Below are 22275 nucleotides of genomic sequence, written 5' to 3' on the forward strand. Positions count from 1 at the left end.
GGAAGGGACGTTCGAGAGGGCGGTCGGCCCCAGGTTCGCGATCGCCGTGTACGCCGTCCCGCTGGGGCGGATGCTGACCGTCTCCGTCGTACTGAGTCCGTTGCCCGTGGCGCTGATGAGGACTGGCCCGCTCGCGCCAGTGGCCTTCAGCCCGGTCAGGGTGAGCTGTCCGCCGGAAGTCGGCAGAGCGCGAGGTGCGGTGGAGCCGTCGGCCCACGTCAGACCCGCCGGGAGCGTGACGGTGATGAGGGTACCGTCGGTGACGGCGGTCGATCCGTTGGTGGTCGCCTCGAGGACGATCGCGCCGAGGGTGCCGCACGCGTCGACGGTGTACGGCCCGTTGATGAACTCGAGGGTCGGCTGCAGCGACGCGGCGGCTGCGGGGGTGGCGACGGCGACGGCGACGACGGGGATGGTCCACGCGGCTCCGGACACGATCGTGCGGCGCTGGACGCCTCCGGTGGGGTTCTCGGTCATGGGATTCCTTCGGGTCGAGTGGTGCACACGAGAGGTGGTGCTCGACGATGCTCTGCGCAGGAGCGCCCGAGGAGGCGTCTCCGCCGGGTTCTGGGCAGAAACGGGGCCGATCGCCTGGCAGATTCGCGCAGTCCGACCGACCCCGGGCCCCCGTGCGCTCTGATAGTCGTGTGAACACGACTGCCTCGCGAGCGATGCCTCCGCCGACCCACCCGATCGGTGTGCCCGCGCCTGTCGTGGCGGTGCACAGGCGGTCGCGGGAGAGCGGGGCAGAGCGATCGCTCGCCCTGCGCGACGCCGCCGCTGTGGCGTGGCTGCACTCGCGCGGGCTCTGGTGCGAGCCGCGCAGCCCGTTCCACCTCTTCGCCGACCGCATCGTCGACGGTCCGTTCGAGCTGGTGCGGGTGTGGCACACCCCCGCCCGTCTCGGGGACAGCACGAACCGGACCAGGGCCGTCCGACACGCTGTCGTCCAGATCGACGGCTCGCTGTCGATCTCCTCCGCGGGCTCGACGGTCTCGCTCGAGCCCGGCGGGGTCGTCCTCCTTCCGGTCTCGGCTCCGTGGACGCTCGACAGCGCAGTCGCCAGCGCCCGGGTCGAGATCGGTCTGCGTCGCGCGCTGTGGCCGGCGGAAGGTGCGGAGGGTGGTCTCGAGGCGGTGCGGGCGATCAGCGAGGCCTATCGGCAGGTGCTCGTGGCGGCCGCGATCAGCGCGCTGTCCTCGGAGCTCCAGGCCGACGATCCCGGCTTCCAGTCCTTCCGGCTCGCCGTCGAGACCCTGGTCGCCGCCCTGCCGGAGATGCTGGGCCACGCGACGCCGACCGCTCCGGAGGAGGCGCTGTGGCGGGAGGCGAAGGACGCGATCGCGAGGGAGGCGTCGGATCCCGACCTCACGGTCGCCGTACTCGCCGACCGGCTGCTCGTCTCGGTCCGCCATCTCCATCGCCTGTTCGCGGAACGCGGGTCGACGCCACTGGCCGAGATCCGTTCGGCCCGGGCGGCCCTCGCCTCGCACCACCTCGCGCTCTCCCGGAACTCGCTCACGCGCGCTGAGATCGCCCGCCGCGCGGGCTTCCGGACCGTCCGGGCGATGAACGAGGCCCTGCGCGCCTCTCGCTGACATCGCGGGAGTCCCGGATCGAGGGAGTCCTGGACCAGCGACGGAGCTTCCGCTGCGGGCCGTGCCGACCGCTCACGGGTCTCCGGAGCAGCTCCCGGAGCCCGCGAAACATCCCCGCAATACGCCCCGGACTAGAGTCGTGCCATGGGTGACCTCTTCGACGGCTACGGGTCCCAGAAGGTCGAGCGCCGCCGTGCCGGCGCCCCTCCCTGGGACGAGATGTTCGCTGATGTCGCCGCGACGAAGGGCCCCGACGGGGTCCGCTCGGCGTACCGCGACATCTACTCCTCGCTCGCGCGGATGACGCAGGAGGAGCTGCGCGGCCGCACCGACGCGCTCGCCTCCTCCTACCTCGCGCAGGGCGTCACCTTCGACTTCGCCGGCGAGGAGCGGCCGTTCCCGCTCGACGCCGTGCCGCGCGTGATCGAGCGCGCCGAGTGGAACGAGGTGCAGAGCGGCATCAAGCAGCGCGTGCGCGCTCTCGAGGCGTTCCTCGCCGACGTCTACGGTCCGCAGAACGCCGTGAAGGACGGAGTGATCCCCGCCGGGCTCATCTCGAGCTCCAGCCACTTCCACCGCCAGGCGGCCGGCATCGTCTCGGCCAACGGCGTGCGGATCCAGGTCTCGGGCATCGACCTCATCCGCGACGAGGTCGGCGCCTGGCGCGTCCTCGAGGACAATGTCCGCGTCCCCTCCGGTGTCTCGTACGTCATCTCGAACCGGCGCGTCATGGCGCAGACCCTGCCCGAGCTGTTCGTCTCGATGCGCGTCCGCCCCGTCGGCGACTACCCCAACAAGCTGCTGCAGGCGCTCCGCGCGTCGGCTCCCGAGGGCGTCGACGACCCGACCGTGGTCGTCCTGACCCCCGGCGTCTACAACTCCGCCTACTTCGAGCACACCCTGCTCGCGCGGCTCATGGGCGTCGAGCTCGTCGAGGGCCGCGACCTGTTCTGCACCGGTGGCAAGGTGTTCATGCGGACGACCTCGGGCCCGACCCGCGTCGACGTGATCTACCGCCGCGTCGACGACGAGTTCCTCGATCCGCTGCAGTTCCGCGCCGACTCGATGCTCGGGTCGCCCGGACTCATGCTCGCCGCGCGCCTGGGCACCGTCACGATCGCGAACGCGGTGGGCAACGGAGTCGCGGACGACAAGCTCGTCTACACCTACATGCCCGACCTCATCCGCTACTACCTCGGCGAGGACGCGGTGATCAAGAACGTCGACACCTGGCGCCTGGAGGATCCGGGCGCGCTCGAGGAGGTCCTCGACCGCCTCGACGAGCTCGTCGTGAAGCCGGTCGACGGCTCCGGCGGCAAGGGACTGGTCGTCGGCCCCGACGCCTCCGCCAAGGAGCTGGCCGAGCTGCGCTCGCGCCTCCAGGCCGACCCGCGCGGCTGGATCGCGCAGCCGGTCGTGCAGCTGTCGACCATCCCGACCCTCGTCGACGACGGGATGCGGCCCCGGCACGCCGACCTCCGCCCCTTCGCGGTCAACGACGGCAAGGACGTCTGGGTCCTGCCGGGCGGGCTCACTCGCGTGGCGCTCCCCGAGGGTCAGCTCGTCGTGAACTCGTCGCAGGGCGGAGGGTCGAAGGACACCTGGGTCGTCGGGCTGGAGTCCCAGCGCGGGCGGGAGCCCGATGCGCACGACATCCAGGGCCTCGTCGCCGAGCAGGCGGCCGTCACCAGCTCGATCCCGATCGTCTACCCGCTGAACCACACCCCCGACCACTCGCCGCACGACGCCCCGAACTCCGACCAGGAGCAGCAGCAGCAGCAGGGTCGCGACGCGGGGGAGGAGGACTGATGCTCTCCCGGATCGCCGAGTCCCTCTTCTGGATCGGCCGCTACATCGAGCGCTCGGACGGCACCGCGCGCATCCTCGACGTCCACCTCCAGCTCCTGCTGGAGGATCCGTGGATCGACGAGGACACCGCGTGCCGCTCGCTGCTGTCGGTGATGGGGTCGACCCCGCCCGACGACATGCGCGAGATCACCCGGGCGGACGTGCTGACGATCCTCGCGATCGACCGCACGAACCCCGCCTCCATCGCCTACTCGCTCGGCGCCGCCCGTGAGAACGCCCGCCGCGCCCGCGAGATCGTGTCGACGGAGCTGTGGGAGTGCCTGAACACGACCCGCACCCGGATGCCGCGCCGCGTGTCGGGCGAGCGGGTGTCGGAGTTCTTCAGCTGGGTGCGCGAGCGCTCGGCGCTGGCCGTCGGCATCATCGAGTCGGCCACCTCGCGCGACGAGGCCTGGCAGTTCTTCACGCTGGGCCGCTCGATCGAGCGGGCCGACATGACGGCGCGACTGCTCGCGACCCGGTCGCTGACCGAGGCGAGCGGCCCGTCGTGGACCACGATCCTCCGCTCCTGCGGGGCGTACGAGGCGTACCTCCGCACCTACCGCGGCGTGCCGAGCGCGCGCAACGCGGCGGAGTTCCTCCTCCTCGACCGGCTCTTCCCGCGGTCGATCCTCTTCTCGATCTCGCGCGCCGAGATGTGCATGCGCGACATCGAGCCGCGCACCGGCCGCGTCGGGCACACCGGCGACGCCCAGCGCGTGCTGGGCCAGATCCGGAGCGAGCTCGAGTACCGGCCGATCACCGAGATCCTCGAGGATCTCCCGCGGCACATGGACGGGGTGCAGGACGCGACCTCGGCCGCGTCCGAGGCGATCCGGCAGCGCTACTTCCCCACCAACGTCATGCCGAGCTGGATCGGGGAGGCGCTGTGAGCAGGCTGCGCATCAAGCACACCACGGGCTTCACCTACCGGGGCGACGTGGTGGCGTCCTACAACGAGGCGAGGATGCTGCCGGCGTCCTCGGACGGGCAGCTCGTGCTGTTCTCGAACCTCGACATCCGGCCGGTCACGTCGGCGCACACGTACACCGACTACTGGGGCACCCGGGTGTCCTCGTTCGACGTGCTCGACGCGCACCAGGAGCTCTCGCTCACGGCGACGTCGCTGGTCGAGGTGCGCCCGAAGGCGCATCCCGAGCACCCGTACGGCTGGGAGCAGCTCGCCGAGCAGGTCGAGACGCTCACCGAGTACGTGGAGCAGTCGAAGCAGACCGTCCGCACCGCGCCTCCGGAGGACCTCGTCGAGCTCGCTCGCTCGCTCGCGGACGAGTCGGCGGGGCCCTGCGAGGCGGCGCTGGCGATCGCCGAGCGCATCGGCCGGGAGATGACCTACAAGCAGGGCGTCACCGGCGTGCACTCGACGGCGACGGAGTCGTGGACGGCGCGGAAGGGCGTCTGCCAGGACATCACGCACATCGTCCTCGGGGCGCTGCGCTCGGTCGGCATCCCGGCCCGGTACGTCTCGGGCTACCTCCACCCCAAGCCGCACGCCGAGATCGGCGAGACGGTGACGGGGGAGTCGCACGCCTGGGTCGAGTGGTTCTGCGGAGGAGCGTGGCGCGGCTACGACCCGACGAACCTGATCGACATCGGCGACCGCCACGTGATCGTCGGCCGCGGTCGCGACTACAACGACATCGCCCCGTTGCGGGGCGTGTACGCGGGCCCGCACTCGTCGAAGCTGTTCGTCCGGGTCGAGATCACGCGCGAGGCCTGACGGCGGAGCGGATCCCGGGCTCGTCGGATCCCGTTCGGCTCGCAGGACCAGCCGGTTCCTGCGAGCCGGAGGCGTTCTGGCGAGTCGGAGATGCTGCGCTGCGGCGCATCCGCACGTGGAAGCCCAGGCCGACGGCCGCCGCGGCGAGCCCGGAGGCGGCGCCGACCGCGATCGCCCAGCGCGGGCCGAGGCCGTTCGCGACGGCGCCGATGAGCGGAGCCCCGATCGGCGTGCCTCCGACGAAGATCGCCATGTAGAGCGCCATCACGCGGCCGCGCATCTCGGGGGCGGTCGAGAGCTGCACGAAGCCGTTGGCCGAGGTCATCAGCGTCTGCGCGGCGACGCCGACCAGCGGCAGGACGATCGCGAAGGACCACGCGGTCGGCATGAGACCCGAGAGCGCGAGGGCGACTCCGAACGCGAAGGCGGCTCCGACGATCAGCCGCAGCCGGGGCCGGTCGCGGCGGGCCGAGAGCAGGGCGCCGATCACCGAGCCGACCGCGATCGCCGAGGACAGCAGGCCGAACTCGCTCGCGCCCATGTCGAACTCCACCGTGGCCATCGTCGAGGCGAAGATCGGGAAGTTCAGGCCGAAGGTGCCGATCAGGAACACGATGATCAGCACCACGATGATGTCCGGCCGCCGCGACACGTAGCGGAACCCCTCGAGCAGCGCGCCCGGGCCCCGGGTAGCGCGGGGAGCGGAGCGGAGCTGGTCGCGGTGCAGGAAGCGCAGCGAGAGCAGCACGGCGAGGAAGCTCGCCGCGTTGAGCAGGAACACCCAGCCCGACCCGACGGCCGAGATGAGGACGCCCGCGAGGGCCGGCCCGATCATCCGGGCGGAGTTGAACGAGGCGGAGTTGAGCGAGACCGCGTTCGAGAGGTCCTTCTCCTCGACGAGCGCCGACACGAAGGTCTGCCGCACGGGTGCGTCGATCGCCGCGGCGAAGCCGAGCAGCAGCGCGAAGACGTAGACCATCCAGAGCTGCACGACGCCGGTGACGACGAGCAGGCCCAGGCCGAGCCCGAGCACCCCCATCGCGCCCTGGGTCGCCATGAGCAGACGCCGCCGGTCGAAGCGGTCGGCGATGAAGCCAGAGAAGGGCACCATCAGCAGCTGCGGTCCGAACTGCAGCGCCATGGTGACGCCCAGCGCGGTCGCGTCGTGGTCGGTCAGGTCGTTGATGACGATCCAGTCCTGGGCGGTGCGCTGCATCCAGGTGCCGATGTTCGAGACCGTCGCCCCGGCGAACCAGATGCGGTAGTTCGGCACCGCCATCGAGCGGAACATCGCGCTCATCGCTCCGCCACCTCGCGGAGGAGGGCCACGGCGTCGCGCAGCAGGGACTGCTGAGCGGGGGAGAGCTCGCGGAGCCCGGCCACGAGCCACGCGTCGCGGCTGCGGCGCACCTCGTGCACGAGCGCGGATCCCGCCTCGGTGGGGCGGAGTCGGACGACGCGCCCGTCGGCCGGGTCGCCCAGGCGCTCGGCGAGTCCGTCGTCCACGAGGCAGGCGACCGTGCGCGACATCGAGGGCGGGCGCACGCGCTCCACCTCGGCCAGCTCGCCGAGGGTGCGGGGGCCCTCGCGCTCGAGCAGAGCGAGGACGCTCAGCTGCGCGTCGCTGAGCTCGTGCCGGCCCTTCTCCTGGCGGAGTCGGCGGCCCAGGCGCGCGACCGCGATGCGGAGCTCCCCGGCGAGGGCGGTGGTGGCGGGATCATGAGGCACATAGTTAGCCTAACGAAATACCAGGCCGAGCGGAGGCGGTCGCTCCGATCCGCCCGTCAGCGGGAGGCGGAGCGGACGGCGCCGACGCTCGCGGCGACGACCAGGCCGATGCCGATCGCCTCGACCACCGTGAGCCGCTGGCCGAGCACGAGGAAGCCCGACAGGGCGGCCGCGCCCGGAGCGAGCGACATCAGGATCGAGAAGGTCGACGAGCGCAGGCGCCGCAGCGCGAGCAGCTCCAGGGCGTACGGCACCGCGGAGGAGAGCACCGCGACCGCGAAGCCCAGCAGCAGCACGGGCGGCAGGATCAGCGCGGGCCCGGCCGTCGCGATGCCGAACGGCAGCGAGACGACGGCGCCGGCGGCCAGGGCCAGCGCCAGCCCGTCGAGGCGGGGGAAGCGCCCACCCGTCCGCTCGGCGAACACGATGTAGGTGGCCCAGAGAGCCGCGGCTCCCAGGGCGAACGCGACGCCGACCGGGTCGAGCGAGCCGAAGCCGCCCTGCGAGAGCGTCACGACCCCGGCCAGAGCGAGGCCCGCCCAGAGCAGGCTGAGCAGGCTCCGGCCGGCGATCACCGAGAGGGTCAGCGGGCCGAGGACCTCGAGGGTGACGGCGGCGCCCTGCGGGATGCGGGCGATGGCCTCGTAGTAGCAGGCGTTCATCCCGCCGAGGGCGAGTCCGTAGACGACGACGGTGCCCCAGTCGGCTCGCGAGTAGCCGCGCAGCCTCGGGCGGCAGACGACGAGCAGCACGAGCGCCGAGAAGACGAGGCGGAGCGTGACCGTGCCGATCGGGCCCGCGGCCGGGAAGAGCAGGACCGCGAAGGACGCGCCGAGCTGCACGCTCGCCACCGCGCCCAGCACGAGGCCGATCGAGCCGGCACCGCCCGAGCGGCGCGGCGCCTCGCGCACGTCGTTCAGCTCGAGCGCCGCTGCTTCTGCACGGGAGGGACGTTGTAGCCGAGCAGTCCGATGCCCGTCGCGTCCCAGCGGAGCGTCGTCAGCGAGACGTTGTCGACGACGGGGAACGTGTGGCGGTAGGTCTCGGGGTTGATGCCGAGGTAGGCGCACAGGAGCAGGCGGATGAGCGTGCCGTGCGCGACGACGAGCACGCGGCCCTCGGGGTGGTCGCGGTGGATCCGGGCGAGCGAGGCGTTGGCGCGGGCGACCGCGTCGAGCCCCGACTCCCCGCCGGGCATCGGCTGGATCGCTGGAGCGGCGACCCACGCGCGGTAGGCGTCGGGGAAGCGCTTCTCCATCTCGGCTGTCGTCAGTCCCTCGCCCTGGCCGAAGTCGACCTCGACGAGAGCGGGGTCCGGATGCACCTCGAGATGCGCGGCCCGGGCGGCCGGGACCGCGGTGCGGACCGCGCGCACGAGCGTGGACGAGTACACCGCCTCGAGGTCGGCGTCGACGGCCCAGGAGGCGAGCGTCGCCGCTTGGTCCTGTCCGCGAGGAGTGAGGGCGATGTCGGAGGAGCCCGCGAAGCGGTTCTCGGAGTGCCAGACGGTCTCTCCGTGCCGGGCGAGGATCAGGGTCGTCACCCCCTGAGCCTACCGAGCGTCACCCGAGCGGGAGGTGGGTGTGGACGCGACGCGCGGGATCCCGCTCGCCGGCCCCTAGGCGTCGGCCGCGGAGTAGTGCGCGTCGACCAGCACGGGGAGGTGGTCCGAGAGCCCCTGCGGAAGGGTCGACACCCGCTCGATGCGGACGGAGTCGCTGATCGCGAAGTCGAAGTGCCCGCTGAAGTACCGGTAGCGGGCGTAGGTGGGGGAGTCGCTCCGCGACACCAGGTAGCCGTTCCGCGTCATCTTGCGGTCGAGTCCGCGGAAGAACCAGGGGTAGTTGTAGTCGCCGACCATGAGCGAGGGGGTGTCCGGGGCGTACTCGCGCAGCCGGTTCAGCGCCTCGTCGATCTGCTTCCGGCGCAGGGCGTTGCCGGCCGAGAGGGGGGCGGCGTGGAAGGACGAGACGGCGATCGATCCGCCCTCCTCGTCGGTCAGCCGGACGGCGAGGAGGCGCTCGTGAGCGGGGGACATGACGCGGTCGTGCATCGACTTGCTGAGCTCGAAGGCGGCGCTGCCGGCCAGGTCGAAGCGGGCGTGCGAGTAGTAGATCGCGAGCCCGAGCCGGTTGCGGGCGGTGACGGTCGCGAGGCGCAGGTCGCCCAGCTCCTGCGGGAGCTTCGTGGTGTCGCACTCCTGCAGGCACAGGACGTCGACGTCGTGGCGGGCGGCGAGCGGAGCGATCTCGACGTGCGCTCGGTGCTCCCGGAGGTTGTAGGAGATCACCCGGAGGGCGCGTTCTTTCGGCTGCATTCCGCCAGTGTAGGGCGGCCCGTCGGGCGTCGCGGCGACGTCCGGGCGAACACGGAGGGACCTCGTCGGGTCCTGATCGCGACGGCGGCAGGAGCCCGGCGAGGTCCCTCGGGGGGAGTGGTCAGCGGGTGGCGCCGGCGGTCCCGTCGGGGTCGGCGTCGGTGCCGTGGACGCCGTCGGTGGGGCCCCAGTCGGGCAGCGGCGGGTTCTCCGCGTCGCCGTCCTGGGTGAGCCCGTCGGGGGACGGGCGGCCGACCTCGTCGAGGCCCGCGGTGGTGCCGTCGGCGGTCTCGGTCTCGGTCGGCGAAGGGGTCTGCTCGGGGTCGACGAGGGTCGGTTCGATGTCGTTGTCGGAGCTGCTCATAGCGTCACGCTAGGCCGCCGTCCGGTCGCCGCGCACCCCCTTGATTTCGCAGATGACCCGCGTTTGGGGGGCAAGCTCGTGCGCCTTGATCGAGGGGTGCCCGCTGGGAAGCATCGCTCCCGTACACCTCCGCGACCGTCCGCTCGAGAGCGGGACCGCGTGCACGCCGGAGGCCTCGGCCCCTCGACAGAAAGGCACCACCGTGTCCCACGATTCCACTCCCGCCCCCCTGGACGCCGAGCGCATCGTCTCGCGCCGTTCGGTCACCGCCGCCGCCGCCTGGACCGTCCCGGTCGTCGCGGTCGCGGTCGCGACCCCCTCCGCCGCCGCGTCGACCATCGACGTGGGCGCGTTCCAGCTGAACGGCACCTGCGGCACGCTCGGCCTCGGCCTGCTGTCGACAGGATTCGACCTGACCGCGGGTCCCACCGCACTCCCGACCGGAACGACGATCGTCGTCGTGGGCGGTGGCCTGGCCAACATCGGCGTGCTCACGACGTCGGGATCCCTCGCCGCTGTGAACGTCGTGAACCCGACGACCCGCTCGATCGTGCTGACGGCACCTCTGGCTGCGGGCGCGACGCTCGCCCTCCGCACGACGATCAACGTCAGCCTCGGCTGGTCGCTGAGTGCGAGCGTGACCGTGCCGACCGGCTACACGGCCACCGGCGCCAAGGCTGCTGCGACGACCAGCGGCACGCTGGTGCTCTGCAACGCCTCCTGACCCGGCGCACTCCCCGAGGCCCGTCCCGCCCTCACCGGCGGGGCGGGCCTCAGTGCGTCTCCCGACGCGCGCGCGGCGGGGTGCGTGCATCGTCGTTCGGGCGGTGCGGCTCAGCGGCCGTAGGCCGAGGCGGCCGGGCAGTCGAACGGGTCGCCGCCGGCCGAGAGGCCCACGCGGTTGAGGTAGCGGACGACGATGCCGTACGACTCGAGCAGCGAGGTCTCGGTGTAGGGGATCTGGTGGGTGGCGCAGTACTCCTTCGCGATGACCTGGGCGCGGCGCAGGGCCGGGCGGGGCATGTTCGGGAAGAGGTGGTGCTCGACCTGGTAGTTCAGACCGCCCATGTAGAGGTCGGTGAGCCAGGTGCTCTTGATGCTGCGCGAGGTGAGGACCTGGCGGCGCAGGAAGTCGACGCGCGCCTCCTTCGGCAGCAGCGGCATGCCCTTGTGGTTCGGGGCGAACGAGGCACCCATGTAGAGGCCGAAGACGCCCATCTGCACGCCGAGGAAGGCGAACGCCATGCCCAGCGGCAGGGCCCAGAAGATGACCGCGAGGTAGAGGCCCACGCGGGCGACGAGCATCGAGATCTCGACCCAGCGCTTGTCGACCTTGCCGCGGCCGAAGACCGTGCGGAAGCCGTGGATGTGCAGGTTGAGGCCCTCGAGCAGGAGGAGGGGGAAGAAGGCGTAGCCCTGACGGCGCGTCAGCCAGGCGTACAGGCCGCGCGAGCGGGCCGCGTCCTCGCTGGTGAACGAGATGACGTCGCGCTCGATGTCGGGGTCCTTGCCGAGCACGTTCGGGTTCGCGTGGTGCCGGCTGTGCTTGTGCATCCACCACGAGTAGCTGATGCCGACGAAGAGGTTCGCGAGGGTGCGCCCCGCGACGTCGTTGGCCTTGCCCGACTCGAACACCTGACGGTGCGAGGCCTCGTGCGCGAGGAACGCGAACTGGGTGAGGACGATGCCGAGGGCCGCGGCCAGCAGGAGCTGGAACCAGGAGTCGCCCAGCAGGACGAAGCCGGTGACGATTCCGCCGAGGGCCAGGACCAGCACGGCGAACATCGTGTAGTAGAAGCCGGTGCGGCGACGGAGCAGGCCCGCGTCGCGGACGGTGCTGAGCAGGCCGGAGTACTCGGTGGTGGGGTTGATGCGGCCGTCGGCGCGCGGACGCGTCCGGACGACGCGGGAGACCGGCTCGGCCTCGCTGCCGCTCTGGGCGGTCGAGCCGCCGTCGGACAGGGTGGTGGGAACGCTCACGGGGTGCCTCGTTCTTTCGGGGCGGCCATCGGCGTCGACGGCCTCGTGGAGAGCGACCCCCGACTCGGCCTCGTGAGGCACGGCCCGGTCCGCTCCTGGTTCACCACGCCGGTAGGGGCCGGTCGTGGCGTGCGGCGACCGGTTTCTTGGGCTACCTCTTCGAAGACTACGGGCAGGGGGTGCCCACCGCACCATGAGGATTGCCAGCCTTCGCGAACGGTACGACGGCGCGGCGGCCGCGATCGCGGCCGCCGCGCCGGTCAGGGAGCTCAGGAACCGATCGAGTCCTGCGGGCGTCCGGACTTGAGCGCCGCGAGGCGCGCCTCGACCTCGGTCATCTCGCCGAGGTCCTCGAGCGACTCGAACTGGGCGTCCAGGCTCGAGGAGGCGAGCTCCTCCGCTCCACGAACACGCGCCTCCTCGCGGCGGATCTTCTGCTCGAAGCGGCTCACCTCGCTGGTCGGGTCCATGATGTCGATGCTCTTTATCGCGTCCTGGACCTGCGTCTGCGCCTCGACGGTCTTCGAGCGGGCGATGAGCTCGTCGCGCTTGGACGAGAGCTGGTTGAGCTTCTCGCGCATCTGGTTGAGGCCCGACTTGAGCTTGTCGACGACCTCGGTCTGCGAGGCGATGGTCGGCTCGGCGTCCTTCGCCTCCTTCTCGGACTGGATCTGGCGCTGCAGCGCGACCTTGGCCAGGGCGTCGAACTTGTCGGCGTCCGCCGAAGTCCCGGAGGCGCGCAGGTCGTCGGCCTTGCGGCTCGCCGCGAGCGCCTTGGCGCCCCACTCCTGCGCGTTGTCGACGTCCTCGCGGTAGTCGTCCTCGAGCAGGCGCAGGTTGCCGATGGTCTGCGCGATGGCGGCCTCGGCGTCGCGGATGCTCTCGGTGTAGTCGCGCACCATCTGGTCGAGCATCTTCTGCGGGTCCTCGGCCTGGTCGAGGAGCGCGTTGATGTTCGCCTTCGCGAGCTGCGCGATGCGTCCGAAGATGGACTGTCTCTGGGCCATGCTGTCTCTCCTTGCGTCGTGGGATGTCGTGTCGGTCAGAGGTGTGAGAACTCTCAGAAGCGGCCGCCGCCGCCGCGGCGTCCGCCGCCGCCACGGGAGCCGCCACGGGAGCCGCCGCCGAAGCCGCCGCCGGACGAGCGGCGGGAGGAGCCACCGAAGCCGCTGCCCGACGAGCCGCCGAAGCCGCCGCCGAACCCGCCGGAGCGGTAGCCGGAGCGCCGACCGCCGCCGCCCAGCAGCGACTCGACGAGGATCCCGCCGAGGAACGCGCCGGTGGTGTTCCCGCCGTAGGGGCTTCCCACGGCGCTCGGCGACGCGTACCGGCTCGTGTCCGAGCGGGCCTGCTGCAGAGCGTCCTGGGCCAGGGCGGAGGCGCGCTGCGCCGAGGCCAGCGCCTCGCGCGGGTCGGTCGGTGCGATCTGCGCCGCGTACTCGGAGGCGCGGACCGCCTCCGTCAGACGGGTGCGCGCGAGCGAGCCGACGGCCCCGCGCCGGGCGGCGATGAAGTCCTCGGCGGCCGAGACGCGGCTCCGCGCGGTCGTGAGCTCGGCGGCGAGGGCGGCGCGCTCACGCTCCCGCTGAGCCTGTGCGTCGCGGTAGCCGCCGACGGCCGCGTCGATCGTGCTGTCGGCCGCCGCCAGGGTGGCGAGCAGTCCCAGCGGATCGTTCGGGCGGACGGACGCGGCGCGCTCGACCTGGTCGAGGGACGCCTCCGTCTGCGCGATCGCGGCGCCCACGTTCTGCGCGAGGACAGCGGTGGTGGGATCCGAGGCGTCGGCCGAGGCGGCGAGCGTGCGGCCCTGCGCGACGTCGGCGCGGATCTCGGCGAGGCGCGCGGCGAGGGTCGCCTCGGCCTCGCGCAGATCGGCGGCGCGGGTCGCGACCGCGTCGAGCAGGCCGGACGCCTGCTCCGCCGCCTGCTGCCCCGAGCGCAGCAGGACGGCCGCGCGGCCGGTGTCACCGGCGGTGAGGGCCTCGCGAGCGCCGTCGACGCCGTCGCGGGCGAAGCGGAGGCGGTCCTCGGCCTGATCGGCGTCGTCCTCGACGTCGTCGATCGCGGAGGGGGAGTAGGAGACGGCGAGCTCGCCGAGGATCGCGCGGGTCGGCGCGAGGCGGGCCGAGACCGTCTCGACGCGCGCGGAGAGTTGCGCCGCCACCTCCGGAGCGTTCTTCTCGAGGTCGCGCAGCTGCTCGAACGCCTCGGCCTTCTCGTCCAGCGCCTGCTCGGCGTCGGCGCAGAGCTGCAGGATCCGGGAGTAGCCGTCGCGACGCTCCTGGTCGGTGTCGGGCTCGGCGTCGTCGAGGCGCTGCTGCAGCCCGAAGGCCTCGCCGAGGAGCCGCTTGGCGGTCACGAGCGCCTCGCGGAAGGGCCCGGTCGCGTCGGAGCCGAACTGCGCCTCCGCGAAGCCGACCTCCTGCTCGCTGGTGCGCACGGCGTCGTCGGCGTGCACGAGGGCGGATCCGGCGCGGGTGGCGAGCTCGTCGATCGAGGCCTCGACGGCCTCCGCGGCCTTCCGGCGGCGCGAGCGGCGCACGAGGAGGAGGATCACGACGCCCAGGACGACGAGGACGGCGAGGACCGCGAGCACGACCGTCGCGCCCCGGCCGAACGACTCCCCGGCGGTCGGCGCGTCGAGGCGCTCGCCGATGCCGCCCGCCGCGGCCACTGCGGCTCCGGCCCAGTCGCCCTCGACGAGCTGCGGCTCGATGTCGTCGCTCTCGAGCGACGAGAGCTGCGCGTCGTCGAGCGCGAAGCCGTCGGCGACCGAGACCTGGTACTGGCGGTCGCCGACCGCGACCGCGAGGAGGACGTCGTCGTCGCCGAGCCCGTTCAGCTCGGCCGTGGCATCGGCCCAGCGCTCGTCGCCCGAGACGCCGGTGAAGCTGTCGACGTACGCGACGAACAACTGGACGCGGTGCTGCTCGTACAGGCGCGAGGCGGCCTGCTCGATCTCGGCGGCCTCACCCGGCGCGAGGGCGCCGGCGGAGTCGAGGACGGGGGAGGAGCCGAGGGTCGCCGGGTCCTCGGCGACGGCGGCGGGCGCCCCGGCGAGCACGGCGGCGGCGGCCACGAGCAGGGCCACGACCGTGCGGAGGAGCGGACGCCCGGCGGCGGAGCGCTCACGGACGTCGGACCGGTGGTTCGCTGTCGCGGTCATCGCGCACACTCCTTCGTCGTTCGCCTCCCGAGTGTAGACAGGGCGGTCGACGAGGAGCAGGGCGTGATCGCCGCGGAGCGCGTCCGCCGTCCGTGGCGGATGGGAGAACGCCGGGAGACGGAATGCGCTCGTCACCGCCGCGGTTCCCCTCCGCGGTGCGACTGCTGGTCGCGCCCGCCCGACCCCTGACGAAAGGCCCTCCGTGGATCCCTTCACTCCCCTCACCGCCGGTGACCTCGAACTCCCCAACCGCGTCGTCATGGCGCCGATGACGCGCCTGCGCGCCGACGAGAACGGCGTTCCCGGCGCCCTGATCGCCGAGCACTACGCCCAGCGCGCGAGCCTGGGCCTGATCATCAGCGAGGGCGTGTTCCCCAGCGCCGAGTCCAAGGGCTACGCCGGACAGCCGGGCATCGAGACCGCCGAGCAGGCCGAGGGCTGGCGCGTCGTCGCCGACGCCGTGCACGCCGCCGGCGGCCGCATCGTCATGCAGATCATGAACGCGGGCCGCGTCTCGCACACCGCGATCACCGGGACCGACCGCATCGTCGCTCCCAGCGCCATCGCGATCGACGGAGAGGTCCGCGTCCCCGGCGACGACAAGGCCCGCTTCCCCGTGCCGCACGCGCTGAGCACCGAGGAGCTCGCCGTCGTGCGCGACGAGTTCGTCGCCGCCGCCCGCCGCGCGGTCGACGCCGGCTTCGACGGCGTCGAGGTCCACTCGGCCAACGGCTACCTGCTGCACGAGTTCCTCTCGCCGGTCTCGAACGTGCGCACCGACGCCTACGGCGGGAGCCCCGCCGCGCGCGCCGCGTTCCCGATCGAGGTCACCCGCGCGATCGCCGACGAGATCGGCGCCGGCCGCGTCGGCATCCGCATCTCGCCGAGCCACAACATCCAGGACGTCCTCGAGACCGACGCCGACGACGTGCGCGCCACCTACGAGGCCCTCGTCGACGGACTCGCTCCGCTCGGACTCTCCTACCTCAGCGTCCTGCACGCCGAGCCCGCGGGCGACCTGGTGCAGGACCTCCGCTCGCGCTTCGGCGGCGTCCTGATCGCGAACAGCGGCTTCGGATCGCCGACCACGCGCGACGAGGTCCGCTCGCTGATCGCCGACGGCCACGCCGACGCCGTGGCGGTGGGCCGTCCGGTGATGGCCAACCCCGACCTCGTCGAGCGCTGGAAGGGCGACCACCCCGAGAACGAGCTCGACCAGGCCACCGTCTACGCGCACGGCGCCGAGGGCTACACCGACTACGAGCGCCTCTCGGCGTAGTCGCACCGACGACGAAGTCCCGCTCCCCCTGCAGGGGGCGGGCCTTCGTCGTGTCCGGGATCAGCCCCGGTGCTTCAGCTCGTCCTCGATCGCGGCGTCCTCCTCGGGGGAGAGCTCCTGCTCCACGTCCTCGGGGCCGGCGGTCTCGCCGATCCGGCCCTCGCCGAGCGCGCGGATCGACTCGATGTCGTCGGTCAGCGCGGCGTCGTCCGGGGAGCCGCTCACGAGCCCGACTCGATCTCTCCGGCCGAGACGGCCTCGGCGTACTTGCGGAGGTCCGGCCCGGGCTCGAAGTCGATGAAGCGGTCCTTCAGCCGGGCGTTGAGCTCGGCGAAGACGTCCTCCCAGGGCTCGCCCGTCTTGCTCTGCGCGAGGTCGAGCACCGCCTCGCGGAGGACACGGTCCGAGTCCTCGAGGATCTTGCTGCGGGCTTCGTCGTTCCAGCGGATGTCCTGTGCGTCCATGCTCCGACCGTAGGCGGGGGTGCGGCGACGACGCAGGGACTTGCGGAGCGCGGATCGGAGGCGTAGGCGCCGCCTCCGGCGGGCCGTGCGGATCAGGTCCCGTCCGGACCGACGTCGCCCGCCACACCTCGCCAGGGGGCTCGGCTCCGCCTACCATTGAAGGCATGGTTTCGTCTCCTCTCGCCTCTCCGCTTCCGCGCGACTCCGCGGATGAGGGGAACGATGGCCTGACGGACCGCGAGCGGGACGCGTCGGCTGCTCGGTACCGAGCGGGCGCGGGCTCGCCGGTCCTCACGTCGGCCGAGCGGCGTGCTCTCGCCGCCTGGCGCCGACGCCGCTAGAGCGCGGAGTGGCCGTTCCGGCTGAGCGGATTCACCTGCCCGCCCTCCAGCGATTCATCTGCGCGAGCCCGGAACGAGCCGAGTTCCGAGGTGGTCGGCGCTCGTACCATCCGACTCCGTGGGCGTTGGACGTCCAGTCGCACCTCAGATCGTTGCGGCTCCCTCTTCCTCCCTCGGAATCCCTCCTCGTGGACCTGGACGAGCAGGGGGAGGTGATCGCGGCTTGCCACTCCGGCTTCGACAGCGACGGTGACGTTCTCCTGGTGTTCGCGATCGGAGTCCGCCCCGACCATCAGGGCGCCGGTCTCGCGACGAACCTACTCAGTCAGGTCATCGGCTCCGTCGGTCCCGGGAGACCTGATCTCGTCGCCCGGACCGACGTTCGCAACGCACGGAGTCAACGCCTCTTCGCCGGGGCCGGTTTCGAGGACACGGGTGCTCGATCCGGCGACGACCTCGCGCTTTGGGCGAAATCGTCGTCCGATCCGCTCGGCTAGAGCGTTCGTCGTGCGGACCGCACAGCGCGGATCGGAGGCGTAGGCGCCGCCTCCGATCCGCACCGCCTCCCGATCCGCGCCGCTCACGCCAGGGCGGGCAGGACCTCGCGCTCGAACAGCTCGATCCCCGAGCGGTCGTAGGCCGCGTCCGGGAAGTAGAAGATGCCGTAGTCCATGCCGCGCGCGGCCATGTCGGCCAGGCGGTCGACGATCTGCGCGGGGGTGCCGACGGCGAGCGCGTCGGGGGAGCGGTACTCCGCCACGAAGGACGCGGCACCGTCGGCACCGAGGAACGGCGTCACGCGCTCCTCCAGCCGCTGCAGGCCCTTCTCGACGTCGGCCTCGGTCTCGCCGATCATCACGTTGTAGTTGGCGCTGCGGGTGATCGCCGAGAAGTCGGTGCCGAGCCGCTCGCAGTGCGCTCGGAGCACCTCGCTCTTGTGGTCGAACGCCTCGGCGGCGCCCGCGAAGTTCGTGTACTGCGCGTACTGCGCCGCGATCCGCAGCGTGACCTTCTCGCCGCCGCCGGCGACCCAGAGCGGGATCCCGCCCTCCTGCAGCGGCAGCGGGCGGTTGATCGCGCCGTCCACCGTGTAGTACCGCCCGTCGAGCGTCGCGGAGCCCGTGGTCCAGGCCTGGCGCATGATCTGCACGCCCTCGTCGAGACGGCCGAGCCGCTCGGCGATGCGCGGGAAGCCGTAGCCGTACGCGCGCCACTCGTGCTCGTACCAGCCGCCGCCGATGCCCATCTCGACCCGGCCGCCCGAGACCACGTCGACGGTCGTCGCGATCTTGGCGAGGTGCATCGGGTTCCGGTACGACATGCACGTGCACATCTGGCCGAGGCGCACGCGGGAGGTCGTCGCCGCGAAGGCCGCCATGAGCGTCCACGCCTCGTGGGTCGCCTCCTCGGTCGGCACGGGGACGGTGTGGAAGTGGTCGTACACCCAGATCGACTCCCAGGCGCCGGCATCGGCGTGCCGGGCGAGGTCGTTCATGGTGCGCCACTGGTCGGCGGGGTCGATGCCGACGAGGTCGTGGCGCCAGCCCTGGGGGATGAAGAGTCCGAATCGCATGCCGCCGACGCTAGACCGGCCCGGGCGAGAGGTCGAGGGGGTGCGGGGGCTCCAGTACGCTTCCCAGCGATGCTGACCGACACCCTCGACCTGGGCCTCCCGATCATCCTGCTCATGGTGCTCGCCGCCTTCGCCGCAGGCTGGATCGACGCGGTGGTGGGCGGCGGCGGACTGCTCCAACTGCCCGCGCTGCTCCTGGTGCCCGGCATCTCGCCCGTGCAGGCGCTGGCGACCAACAAGCTCGCGTCGATCTTCGGCACCACGACCAGCGCCATCACCTTCTTCCGGCGGGCGAGGCCCGACCTCCGCACCGCACTGCCGATGGCGGCCGTCGCCCTCGCGGGCAGCTACGGAGGCGCGACGCTCGCGGGGCTGCTGCCCTCCTCCGTCTTCAAGCCGATCATCGTCGTCGCGCTGATCGTCGTCGCCGTGGTCACGATCGCGCGCCCGACGATGGGCAGCGTCACCGCGCTCAAGCACGCGGGGCGGCGGCACCTCGTGACCGCGGCGGTGCTCGGACTCGTGATCGGCTTCTACGACGGCCTGATCGGCCCCGGCACCGGCACGTTCCTGATCATCGCCCTGATCACGGCGCTCGGCTACGACTTCCTGCTCGCGAGCGCGAAGGCGAAGATCGTGAACGTGGCGACGAACCTCGGGGCGCTGCTCTACTTCATCCCGGGCGGGCACGTCGTCTGGGTGCTGGGCCTGTTCATGGGCCTCGCGAACGTGGCGGGGGCGTACCTGGGCTCGCGGATGGCGGTGGCCAAGGGGAGCCGCTTCATCCGCATCGCGTTCCTCGCGGTGGTCGGCGCGCTCATCCTGAAGCTCGGGTTCGACGTGTGGACCGAGAACCTGGCGCCGCTGCTGGGCTGACCAGCGCGCCTCAGGGTGCGACGACCTCGGCGATGATCGTCTCGATCTCGCCGAGGTGCTCGCGCATCGCCGCCGCGGCCGCCGCGCCGTCGCCGCTTGCGAGGGCGTCGAGGATCCTGCGGTGGCCCGCGATCGACGCCGTGCGTCCGCGGTCCTCGAGGTGGGAGTAGAGACGCGCCTCGACGGTCCAGGACGTGGTCAGGTCGCTCATCGTGACCAGGAGCGGATTGCCGGTGAGCCGCGCGACGGCGACGTGGAACTCGACGTCGAGCCGCACCGACCGGTCGGGGTCGTCGCAGCCGGCGGCGCGGGCGAGCACGTCCTCGAGGGCGCGCAGCTCCTCCGGACCCGCCCGGAGGGCCGCGAGGCGCGCGATCTCGGGCTCGAGCACGCGCCGCAGCTCGGCCGAGTGCTCGAGCTCGGTCCGGTGGGGCTGGAGTCCGGAGGCGAGCAGCCGCTCAGCGGGCGGCATCGAGCTGATGCGGGTGCCCGAGCCCTGCCGGCGCTCGACGAGGCCTGCCGCCTCCATCCGGGCGAGGGCGTCGCGGACGGCGGTGCGCGAGACTCCGAGCTCGGCGGCGATCGCGCGCTCGGAGTCGAGCCGAGCACCGGGGAGCAGCCGGCCCCGGGCGATCAGTCCCTCGAGGTGCCGGACGACGACGGCGGGGACCGTCTCGGCGGCGGAGGTGTCGACCACGGGGTGCCCTTCCTGCGCCCCGGGACGCGGGGCGGACGCTCCGATCATCACACGCGGCCGGTGGTCGTCACGCACTCGAAACACGGGCGAAGCGCGGGCGCAACACCGGTGCGCTTGATTGGTCCTACCACTTCGGCCCCGGCCGTCCGCCCTCGTCCTCGGAGTCCCCATGACGCTCACCGTCTTCAAGAACCCCGCGACCCGGATCGGCCTCGCCGCCGTCGCCGGGATCGTCTTCGGCCTGATCGCGGGGGAGTGGGCGGGGAACCTCGAGTTCCTCGGCCAGATCTTCATCCGCCTGATCCAGATGGCGATCGTGCCGCTCGTGATGGCATCGGTGATCGTGGCGACCGGCTCGATGGGCGGGGTCGGCACCGGCAGGCTCGCCGCCCGCACCTTCGGCTGGATGATCGGGTTCTCGATCGTCGCCGCGTCGGTCGCGGTCGGCCTGAGCCTCCTGCTGCAGCCCGGCGCGGGCGCGACGTTCTCGGGCGAGCTCGACCCGGCGCTGCAGGAGTCGGCGGCCGAGGCCGCGGGCTGGCAGGACACCCTGCTCGGGTTCTTCTCGACCAACATCATCGCGTCGATGTCGACGGCGACGATGGTGCCGATCATCGTCTTCTCGCTCCTGTTCGGCATCGCGCTGAACAGCTACGCGAGCTCCACCGGCAACACGCTCGTGCTCAAGGGGCTGGAGCAGCTGCAGCAGATCCTCCTCGTCCTCATCCGCCTCGTGATGCGCATCGCGCCGATCGGAGTGTTCGCGCTGCTGGCCGCGCTCACCGGCGAGGTCGGGCTCGCGGTGGTCTCGACCGCGCTGGCGTACCTCGGCACGACGCTGCTGGGCGTGCTGATCCTCACCGTGGTGTTCGTGGTCGTCGTGACCGTGCGCACCCGCTTGGACCCCCGCCGCCTGCCCCGCAAGCTGGCCGAGCAGACCGTGATCGCGATCACGACCACGAGCTCGGCCGTCACGTTCCCGACCGTGCTCCGCAACACCGTCGAGAAGGTCGGTGTGAGCCGCCGGGTGGCCGACTTCACGCTCTCGATCGGGCTGACCATGGGCTCGTACGGCGCGGTGCTGAACTACACGATCGTCGTGCTGTTCCTCGCGCAGGCCGGCGACGTCGCCCTCTCGCCCGGGCAGATCCTCCTCGGCATGGGGCTCGCGATCCTGCTCAACATGGGCACCATCACGGTCCCCGGAGGGTTCCCCGTCGTCGCGCTCTTCCTCGCGACGACCCTCGGCCTGCCGATCCAGGCGGTGGGCCTGCTCATCGCGGTCGACTGGTTCACCGGGATCTTCCGCACGTTCCTGAACGTCAACGGCGACACCTTCGTCGCGATGCTCGTCGCGAACGCCGACGACGAGATCGACCGAGAGGTCTACGCGGGCGTCCGCGAGGCGGAGCGGGCGGACGTCGCGGCCTGAGGTCGGCGACGTGGCAGGCCCGCCAGCACTCCTGTGAGGATCAGCGCCAGTCCGAGCCACTGGCGCCCCTCGAGCTGCTCGGACGCGAGCGCCGTGCCCAGCGCGACTCCGGTGACGGGGTTGAGCAGCCCGATCAGCCCGACGGTGCCGGCGTCGAGGTGGCGGAGACCGGCGAACCAGGCCGTGAAGGCGAGGGCGGTCGCGATGACGGCGACGTAGGCGTAGGCGACTGCGGTCGGCGCGTCGATCGGGGGCGGGCCGCCCTCGACGAGGACGGCGACCGGCAGCAGGAGGAGGGCGCCGGCGAGCAGCTGCCAGGAGGTGGAGGCGAGCAGGTCGACGTCCGCGCTCCAGCGCTTGGCGAGGAGGAAGCCGACCGAGGAGAGGCACAGCGCTGCCGCGGAGGCGAGGACGCCGAGCGGATCGACGGGCTCGCTCGTCCGGCCGACGAGGAGGACGACCCCGATGAGCGCGAGGGCGGAGCCGCCCACTGCAGCGACCGTCGGCCGTGCGCGGAGGATGAGCCAGGAGAGGAGCAGGAGCACCAGGGGCGAGAGTGCCATGACGGTCGACGCGACCGAGGTGGGCAACCGCTGGGCGGCGACGTAGACGAGGGCGAAGAAGGCACTCGTGGTCAGGCTCCCGAGCGCGAGCGACCGCCACCACCAGTTCCCGCGCGGCCGCCTCGGCCTGACCGCGAGCAGGACGAGTCCGGCCGGCAGGGCGCGCAGCACGGCTCCCCAGAGCGGCGCGTCCGGCAGGTACTCCCGGGTCGCGAAGTACGTCGATCCCCAGGCGATCGGCGCGATCGCAGTGACCGCCAGCCATTTGACTTCCATGGAAGACAATATATCTGACGGGGAAGCTATCCTGA

23 protein-coding genes and 1 pseudogene are annotated in these 22275 nt (G+C 72.2%); 9 read left to right on the plus strand and 15 right to left on the minus strand.

Translation table 11 applies throughout. The features are described from left to right. Positions 1-477, minus strand: a pseudogene (locus ASF46_RS19360) (hypothetical protein); the annotation flags it as partial. A gap of 305 nt (positions 478-782) precedes the next feature. On the opposite strand from ASF46_RS19360, the gene ASF46_RS03405 reads away from it, so the two are divergent. The 4 genes from ASF46_RS03405 (at position 783) to ASF46_RS03420 (ending at position 5184) form a co-directional block, all read left to right on the plus strand. Continuing rightward, the gene (locus ASF46_RS03405) at positions 783-1598 is read left to right on the plus strand and encodes a hypothetical protein (protein WP_157602181.1); all 816 of its coding nucleotides are present in this window, start codon (positions 783-785) and stop codon (positions 1596-1598) included. Positions 1599-1742: 144 nt separating this feature from the next. Then, on the plus strand, positions 1743-3407 hold the full coding sequence (locus ASF46_RS03410) for a circularly permuted type 2 ATP-grasp protein (RefSeq protein WP_056866429.1): 1665 nt from the start codon (positions 1743-1745) through the stop codon (positions 3405-3407). Continuing rightward, on the plus strand, positions 3407-4339 hold the full coding sequence (locus ASF46_RS03415) for an alpha-E domain-containing protein (protein ID WP_056866430.1): 933 nt from the start codon (positions 3407-3409) through the stop codon (positions 4337-4339). The genes ASF46_RS03410 and ASF46_RS03415 overlap by 1 nt, the downstream gene beginning before the upstream one ends. Beyond that, on the plus strand, positions 4336-5184 hold the full coding sequence (locus ASF46_RS03420) for a transglutaminase family protein (RefSeq protein WP_056866431.1): 849 nt from the start codon (positions 4336-4338) through the stop codon (positions 5182-5184). Before ASF46_RS03415 ends, ASF46_RS03420 begins: the two co-directional genes overlap by 4 nt. Here the strand turns inward: ASF46_RS03420 and ASF46_RS03425 are convergent. The 6 genes from ASF46_RS03425 to ASF46_RS03450 all read right to left on the minus strand — a co-directional run bounded on the left by ASF46_RS03425 (position 5168) and on the right by ASF46_RS03450 (position 9593). Then, complete coding sequence (locus tag ASF46_RS03425; protein WP_082485202.1) at positions 5168-6484, minus strand: MFS transporter; 1317 nt, start codon at positions 6482-6484, stop codon at positions 5168-5170. The genes ASF46_RS03420 and ASF46_RS03425 overlap by 17 nt on opposite strands. After that, complete coding sequence (locus ASF46_RS03430) at positions 6481-6912, minus strand: MarR family winged helix-turn-helix transcriptional regulator (protein ID WP_056866432.1); 432 nt, start codon at positions 6910-6912, stop codon at positions 6481-6483. Before ASF46_RS03430 ends, ASF46_RS03425 begins: the two co-directional genes overlap by 4 nt. A 56-nt stretch (positions 6913-6968) precedes the next feature. After that, positions 6969-7823: an EamA family transporter gene (locus ASF46_RS03435; protein ID WP_200919657.1), complete on the minus strand. Its 855-nt coding sequence runs from the start codon at positions 7821-7823 to the stop codon at positions 6969-6971. A 5-nt stretch (positions 7824-7828) separates the two neighbouring features. Further along, positions 7829-8455 (minus strand): histidine phosphatase family protein, encoded by a 627-nt coding sequence (locus tag ASF46_RS03440; protein WP_055786801.1) that lies wholly within the window; start codon positions 8453-8455, stop codon positions 7829-7831. Positions 8456-8530: 75 nt separating this feature from the next. Further along, entirely contained in the window at positions 8531-9229 is a 699-nt protein-coding gene (locus tag ASF46_RS03445) for an endonuclease/exonuclease/phosphatase family protein (protein WP_056866433.1), read from the minus strand. A gap of 121 nt (positions 9230-9350) precedes the next feature. Next, positions 9351-9593, minus strand: a complete 243-nt coding sequence (locus ASF46_RS03450; RefSeq protein ID WP_056866434.1) for a hypothetical protein — start codon at positions 9591-9593, stop codon at positions 9351-9353. A gap of 202 nt (positions 9594-9795) precedes the next feature. Here ASF46_RS03450 and ASF46_RS03455 point away from each other — a divergent pair, with 202 nt between their 5' ends. Beyond that, positions 9796-10317: a hypothetical protein gene (locus ASF46_RS03455; protein WP_056866435.1), complete on the plus strand. Its 522-nt coding sequence runs from the start codon at positions 9796-9798 to the stop codon at positions 10315-10317. Between the two features lie 110 nt (positions 10318-10427). Here the strand turns inward: ASF46_RS03455 and ASF46_RS03460 are convergent, their stop codons facing one another. The 3 genes from ASF46_RS03460 to ASF46_RS03470 all read right to left on the minus strand — a co-directional run bounded on the left by ASF46_RS03460 (position 10428) and on the right by ASF46_RS03470 (position 14739). After that, positions 10428-11465, minus strand: a complete 1038-nt coding sequence (locus ASF46_RS03460; protein WP_055788897.1) for a fatty acid desaturase family protein — start codon at positions 11463-11465, stop codon at positions 10428-10430. A gap of 377 nt (positions 11466-11842) precedes the next feature. After that, positions 11843-12580: a PspA/IM30 family protein gene (locus ASF46_RS03465; protein ID WP_056866436.1), complete on the minus strand. Its 738-nt coding sequence runs from the start codon at positions 12578-12580 to the stop codon at positions 11843-11845. Between the two features lie 53 nt (positions 12581-12633). Then, the gene (locus ASF46_RS03470) at positions 12634-14739 is read right to left on the minus strand and encodes a TPM domain-containing protein (RefSeq protein ID WP_162240155.1); all 2106 of its coding nucleotides are present in this window, start codon (positions 14737-14739) and stop codon (positions 12634-12636) included. A 202-nt stretch (positions 14740-14941) separates the two neighbouring features. Between ASF46_RS03470 and ASF46_RS03475 the strand changes: the two genes are divergently transcribed. Then, on the plus strand, positions 14942-16018 hold the full coding sequence (locus ASF46_RS03475) for an alkene reductase (protein ID WP_056866438.1): 1077 nt from the start codon (positions 14942-14944) through the stop codon (positions 16016-16018). A gap of 60 nt (positions 16019-16078) precedes the next feature. On the opposite strand, the gene ASF46_RS19075 is transcribed toward ASF46_RS03475, so the two are convergent. After that, positions 16079-16243 carry a hypothetical protein gene (locus ASF46_RS19075; RefSeq protein ID WP_157602183.1) on the minus strand — a complete coding sequence of 55 codons (165 nt, stop codon included), beginning with the start codon at positions 16241-16243 and terminating at the stop codon, positions 16079-16081. Then, positions 16240-16482: a hypothetical protein gene (locus ASF46_RS03480; protein ID WP_056866439.1), complete on the minus strand. Its 243-nt coding sequence runs from the start codon at positions 16480-16482 to the stop codon at positions 16240-16242. The genes ASF46_RS19075 and ASF46_RS03480 overlap by 4 nt, the downstream gene beginning before the upstream one ends. Positions 16483-16831: 349 nt before the next feature. Between ASF46_RS03480 and ASF46_RS18715 the strand changes: the two genes are divergently transcribed. Then, on the plus strand, positions 16832-17320 hold the full coding sequence (locus ASF46_RS18715; RefSeq protein WP_162240156.1) for a GNAT family N-acetyltransferase: 489 nt from the start codon (positions 16832-16834) through the stop codon (positions 17318-17320). Positions 17321-17403: 83 nt separating this feature from the next. Here ASF46_RS18715 and ASF46_RS03490 read toward each other — a convergent pair whose 3' ends face one another. Continuing rightward, positions 17404-18396, minus strand: coding sequence for an LLM class F420-dependent oxidoreductase (locus ASF46_RS03490; protein WP_056866441.1), 993 nt, complete (start codon positions 18394-18396; stop codon positions 17404-17406). A gap of 69 nt (positions 18397-18465) precedes the next feature. On the opposite strand from ASF46_RS03490, the gene ASF46_RS03495 reads away from it, so the two are divergent. Beyond that, a complete protein-coding gene (locus ASF46_RS03495) occupies positions 18466-19272 on the plus strand; it encodes a sulfite exporter TauE/SafE family protein (protein ID WP_055786827.1) in 807 nt (268 codons plus the stop codon). Positions 19273-19282: 10 nt separating this feature from the next. On the opposite strand, the gene ASF46_RS03500 is transcribed toward ASF46_RS03495, so the two are convergent. After that, complete coding sequence (locus tag ASF46_RS03500; RefSeq protein ID WP_056866442.1) at positions 19283-19969, minus strand: FadR/GntR family transcriptional regulator; 687 nt, start codon at positions 19967-19969, stop codon at positions 19283-19285. 169 nt (positions 19970-20138) lie between these two features. Between ASF46_RS03500 and ASF46_RS03505 the strand changes: the two genes are divergently transcribed. Then, positions 20139-21401: a dicarboxylate/amino acid:cation symporter gene (locus tag ASF46_RS03505; protein ID WP_056866443.1), complete on the plus strand. Its 1263-nt coding sequence runs from the start codon at positions 20139-20141 to the stop codon at positions 21399-21401. Here the strand turns inward: ASF46_RS03505 and ASF46_RS03510 are convergent. Then, positions 21356-22240, minus strand: coding sequence for a DMT family transporter (locus ASF46_RS03510; protein ID WP_082485210.1), 885 nt, complete (start codon positions 22238-22240; stop codon positions 21356-21358). The two genes, ASF46_RS03505 and ASF46_RS03510, sit on opposite strands and share 46 nt — an antisense overlap. Between the last annotated feature and the right edge of the window lie 35 nt (positions 22241-22275).

The organism is Rathayibacter sp. Leaf296, assembly GCF_001423045.1.
Classification (GTDB): Bacteria; Actinomycetota; Actinomycetes; order Actinomycetales; family Microbacteriaceae; genus Rathayibacter; species Rathayibacter caricis.

Bases quoted from the DNA above. Each gene is read 5' to 3' on its own strand.
- ASF46_RS03410 (WP_056866429.1), top strand. From the start codon at position 1,743: ATGGGTGACCTCTTCGACGGCTACGGGTCCCAGAAGGTCGAGCGCCGC.
- ASF46_RS03415 (WP_056866430.1), top strand. From the start codon at position 3,407: ATGCTCTCCCGGATCGCCGAGTCCCTCTTCTGGATCGGCCGCTACATC.
- ASF46_RS03425 (WP_082485202.1), bottom strand. From the start codon at position 6,484: ATGAGCGCGATGTTCCGCTCGATGGCGGTGCCGAACTACCGCATCTGG.
- ASF46_RS03445 (WP_056866433.1), bottom strand. From the start codon at position 9,229: ATGCAGCCGAAAGAACGCGCCCTCCGGGTGATCTCCTACAACCTCCGG.
- ASF46_RS03450 (WP_056866434.1), bottom strand. From the start codon at position 9,593: ATGAGCAGCTCCGACAACGACATCGAACCGACCCTCGTCGACCCCGAG.
- ASF46_RS03465 (WP_056866436.1), bottom strand. From the start codon at position 12,580: ATGGCCCAGAGACAGTCCATCTTCGGACGCATCGCGCAGCTCGCGAAG.
- ASF46_RS03470 (WP_162240155.1), bottom strand. From the start codon at position 14,739: ATGACCGCGACAGCGAACCACCGGTCCGACGTCCGTGAGCGCTCCGCC.
- ASF46_RS03480 (WP_056866439.1), bottom strand. From the start codon at position 16,482: ATGGACGCACAGGACATCCGCTGGAACGACGAAGCCCGCAGCAAGATC.
- ASF46_RS03490 (WP_056866441.1), bottom strand. From the start codon at position 18,396: ATGCGATTCGGACTCTTCATCCCCCAGGGCTGGCGCCACGACCTCGTC.
- ASF46_RS03495 (WP_055786827.1), top strand. From the start codon at position 18,466: ATGCTGACCGACACCCTCGACCTGGGCCTCCCGATCATCCTGCTCATG.
- ASF46_RS03505 (WP_056866443.1), top strand. From the start codon at position 20,139: ATGACGCTCACCGTCTTCAAGAACCCCGCGACCCGGATCGGCCTCGCC.
- ASF46_RS03510 (WP_082485210.1), bottom strand. From the start codon at position 22,240: ATGGAAGTCAAATGGCTGGCGGTCACTGCGATCGCGCCGATCGCCTGG.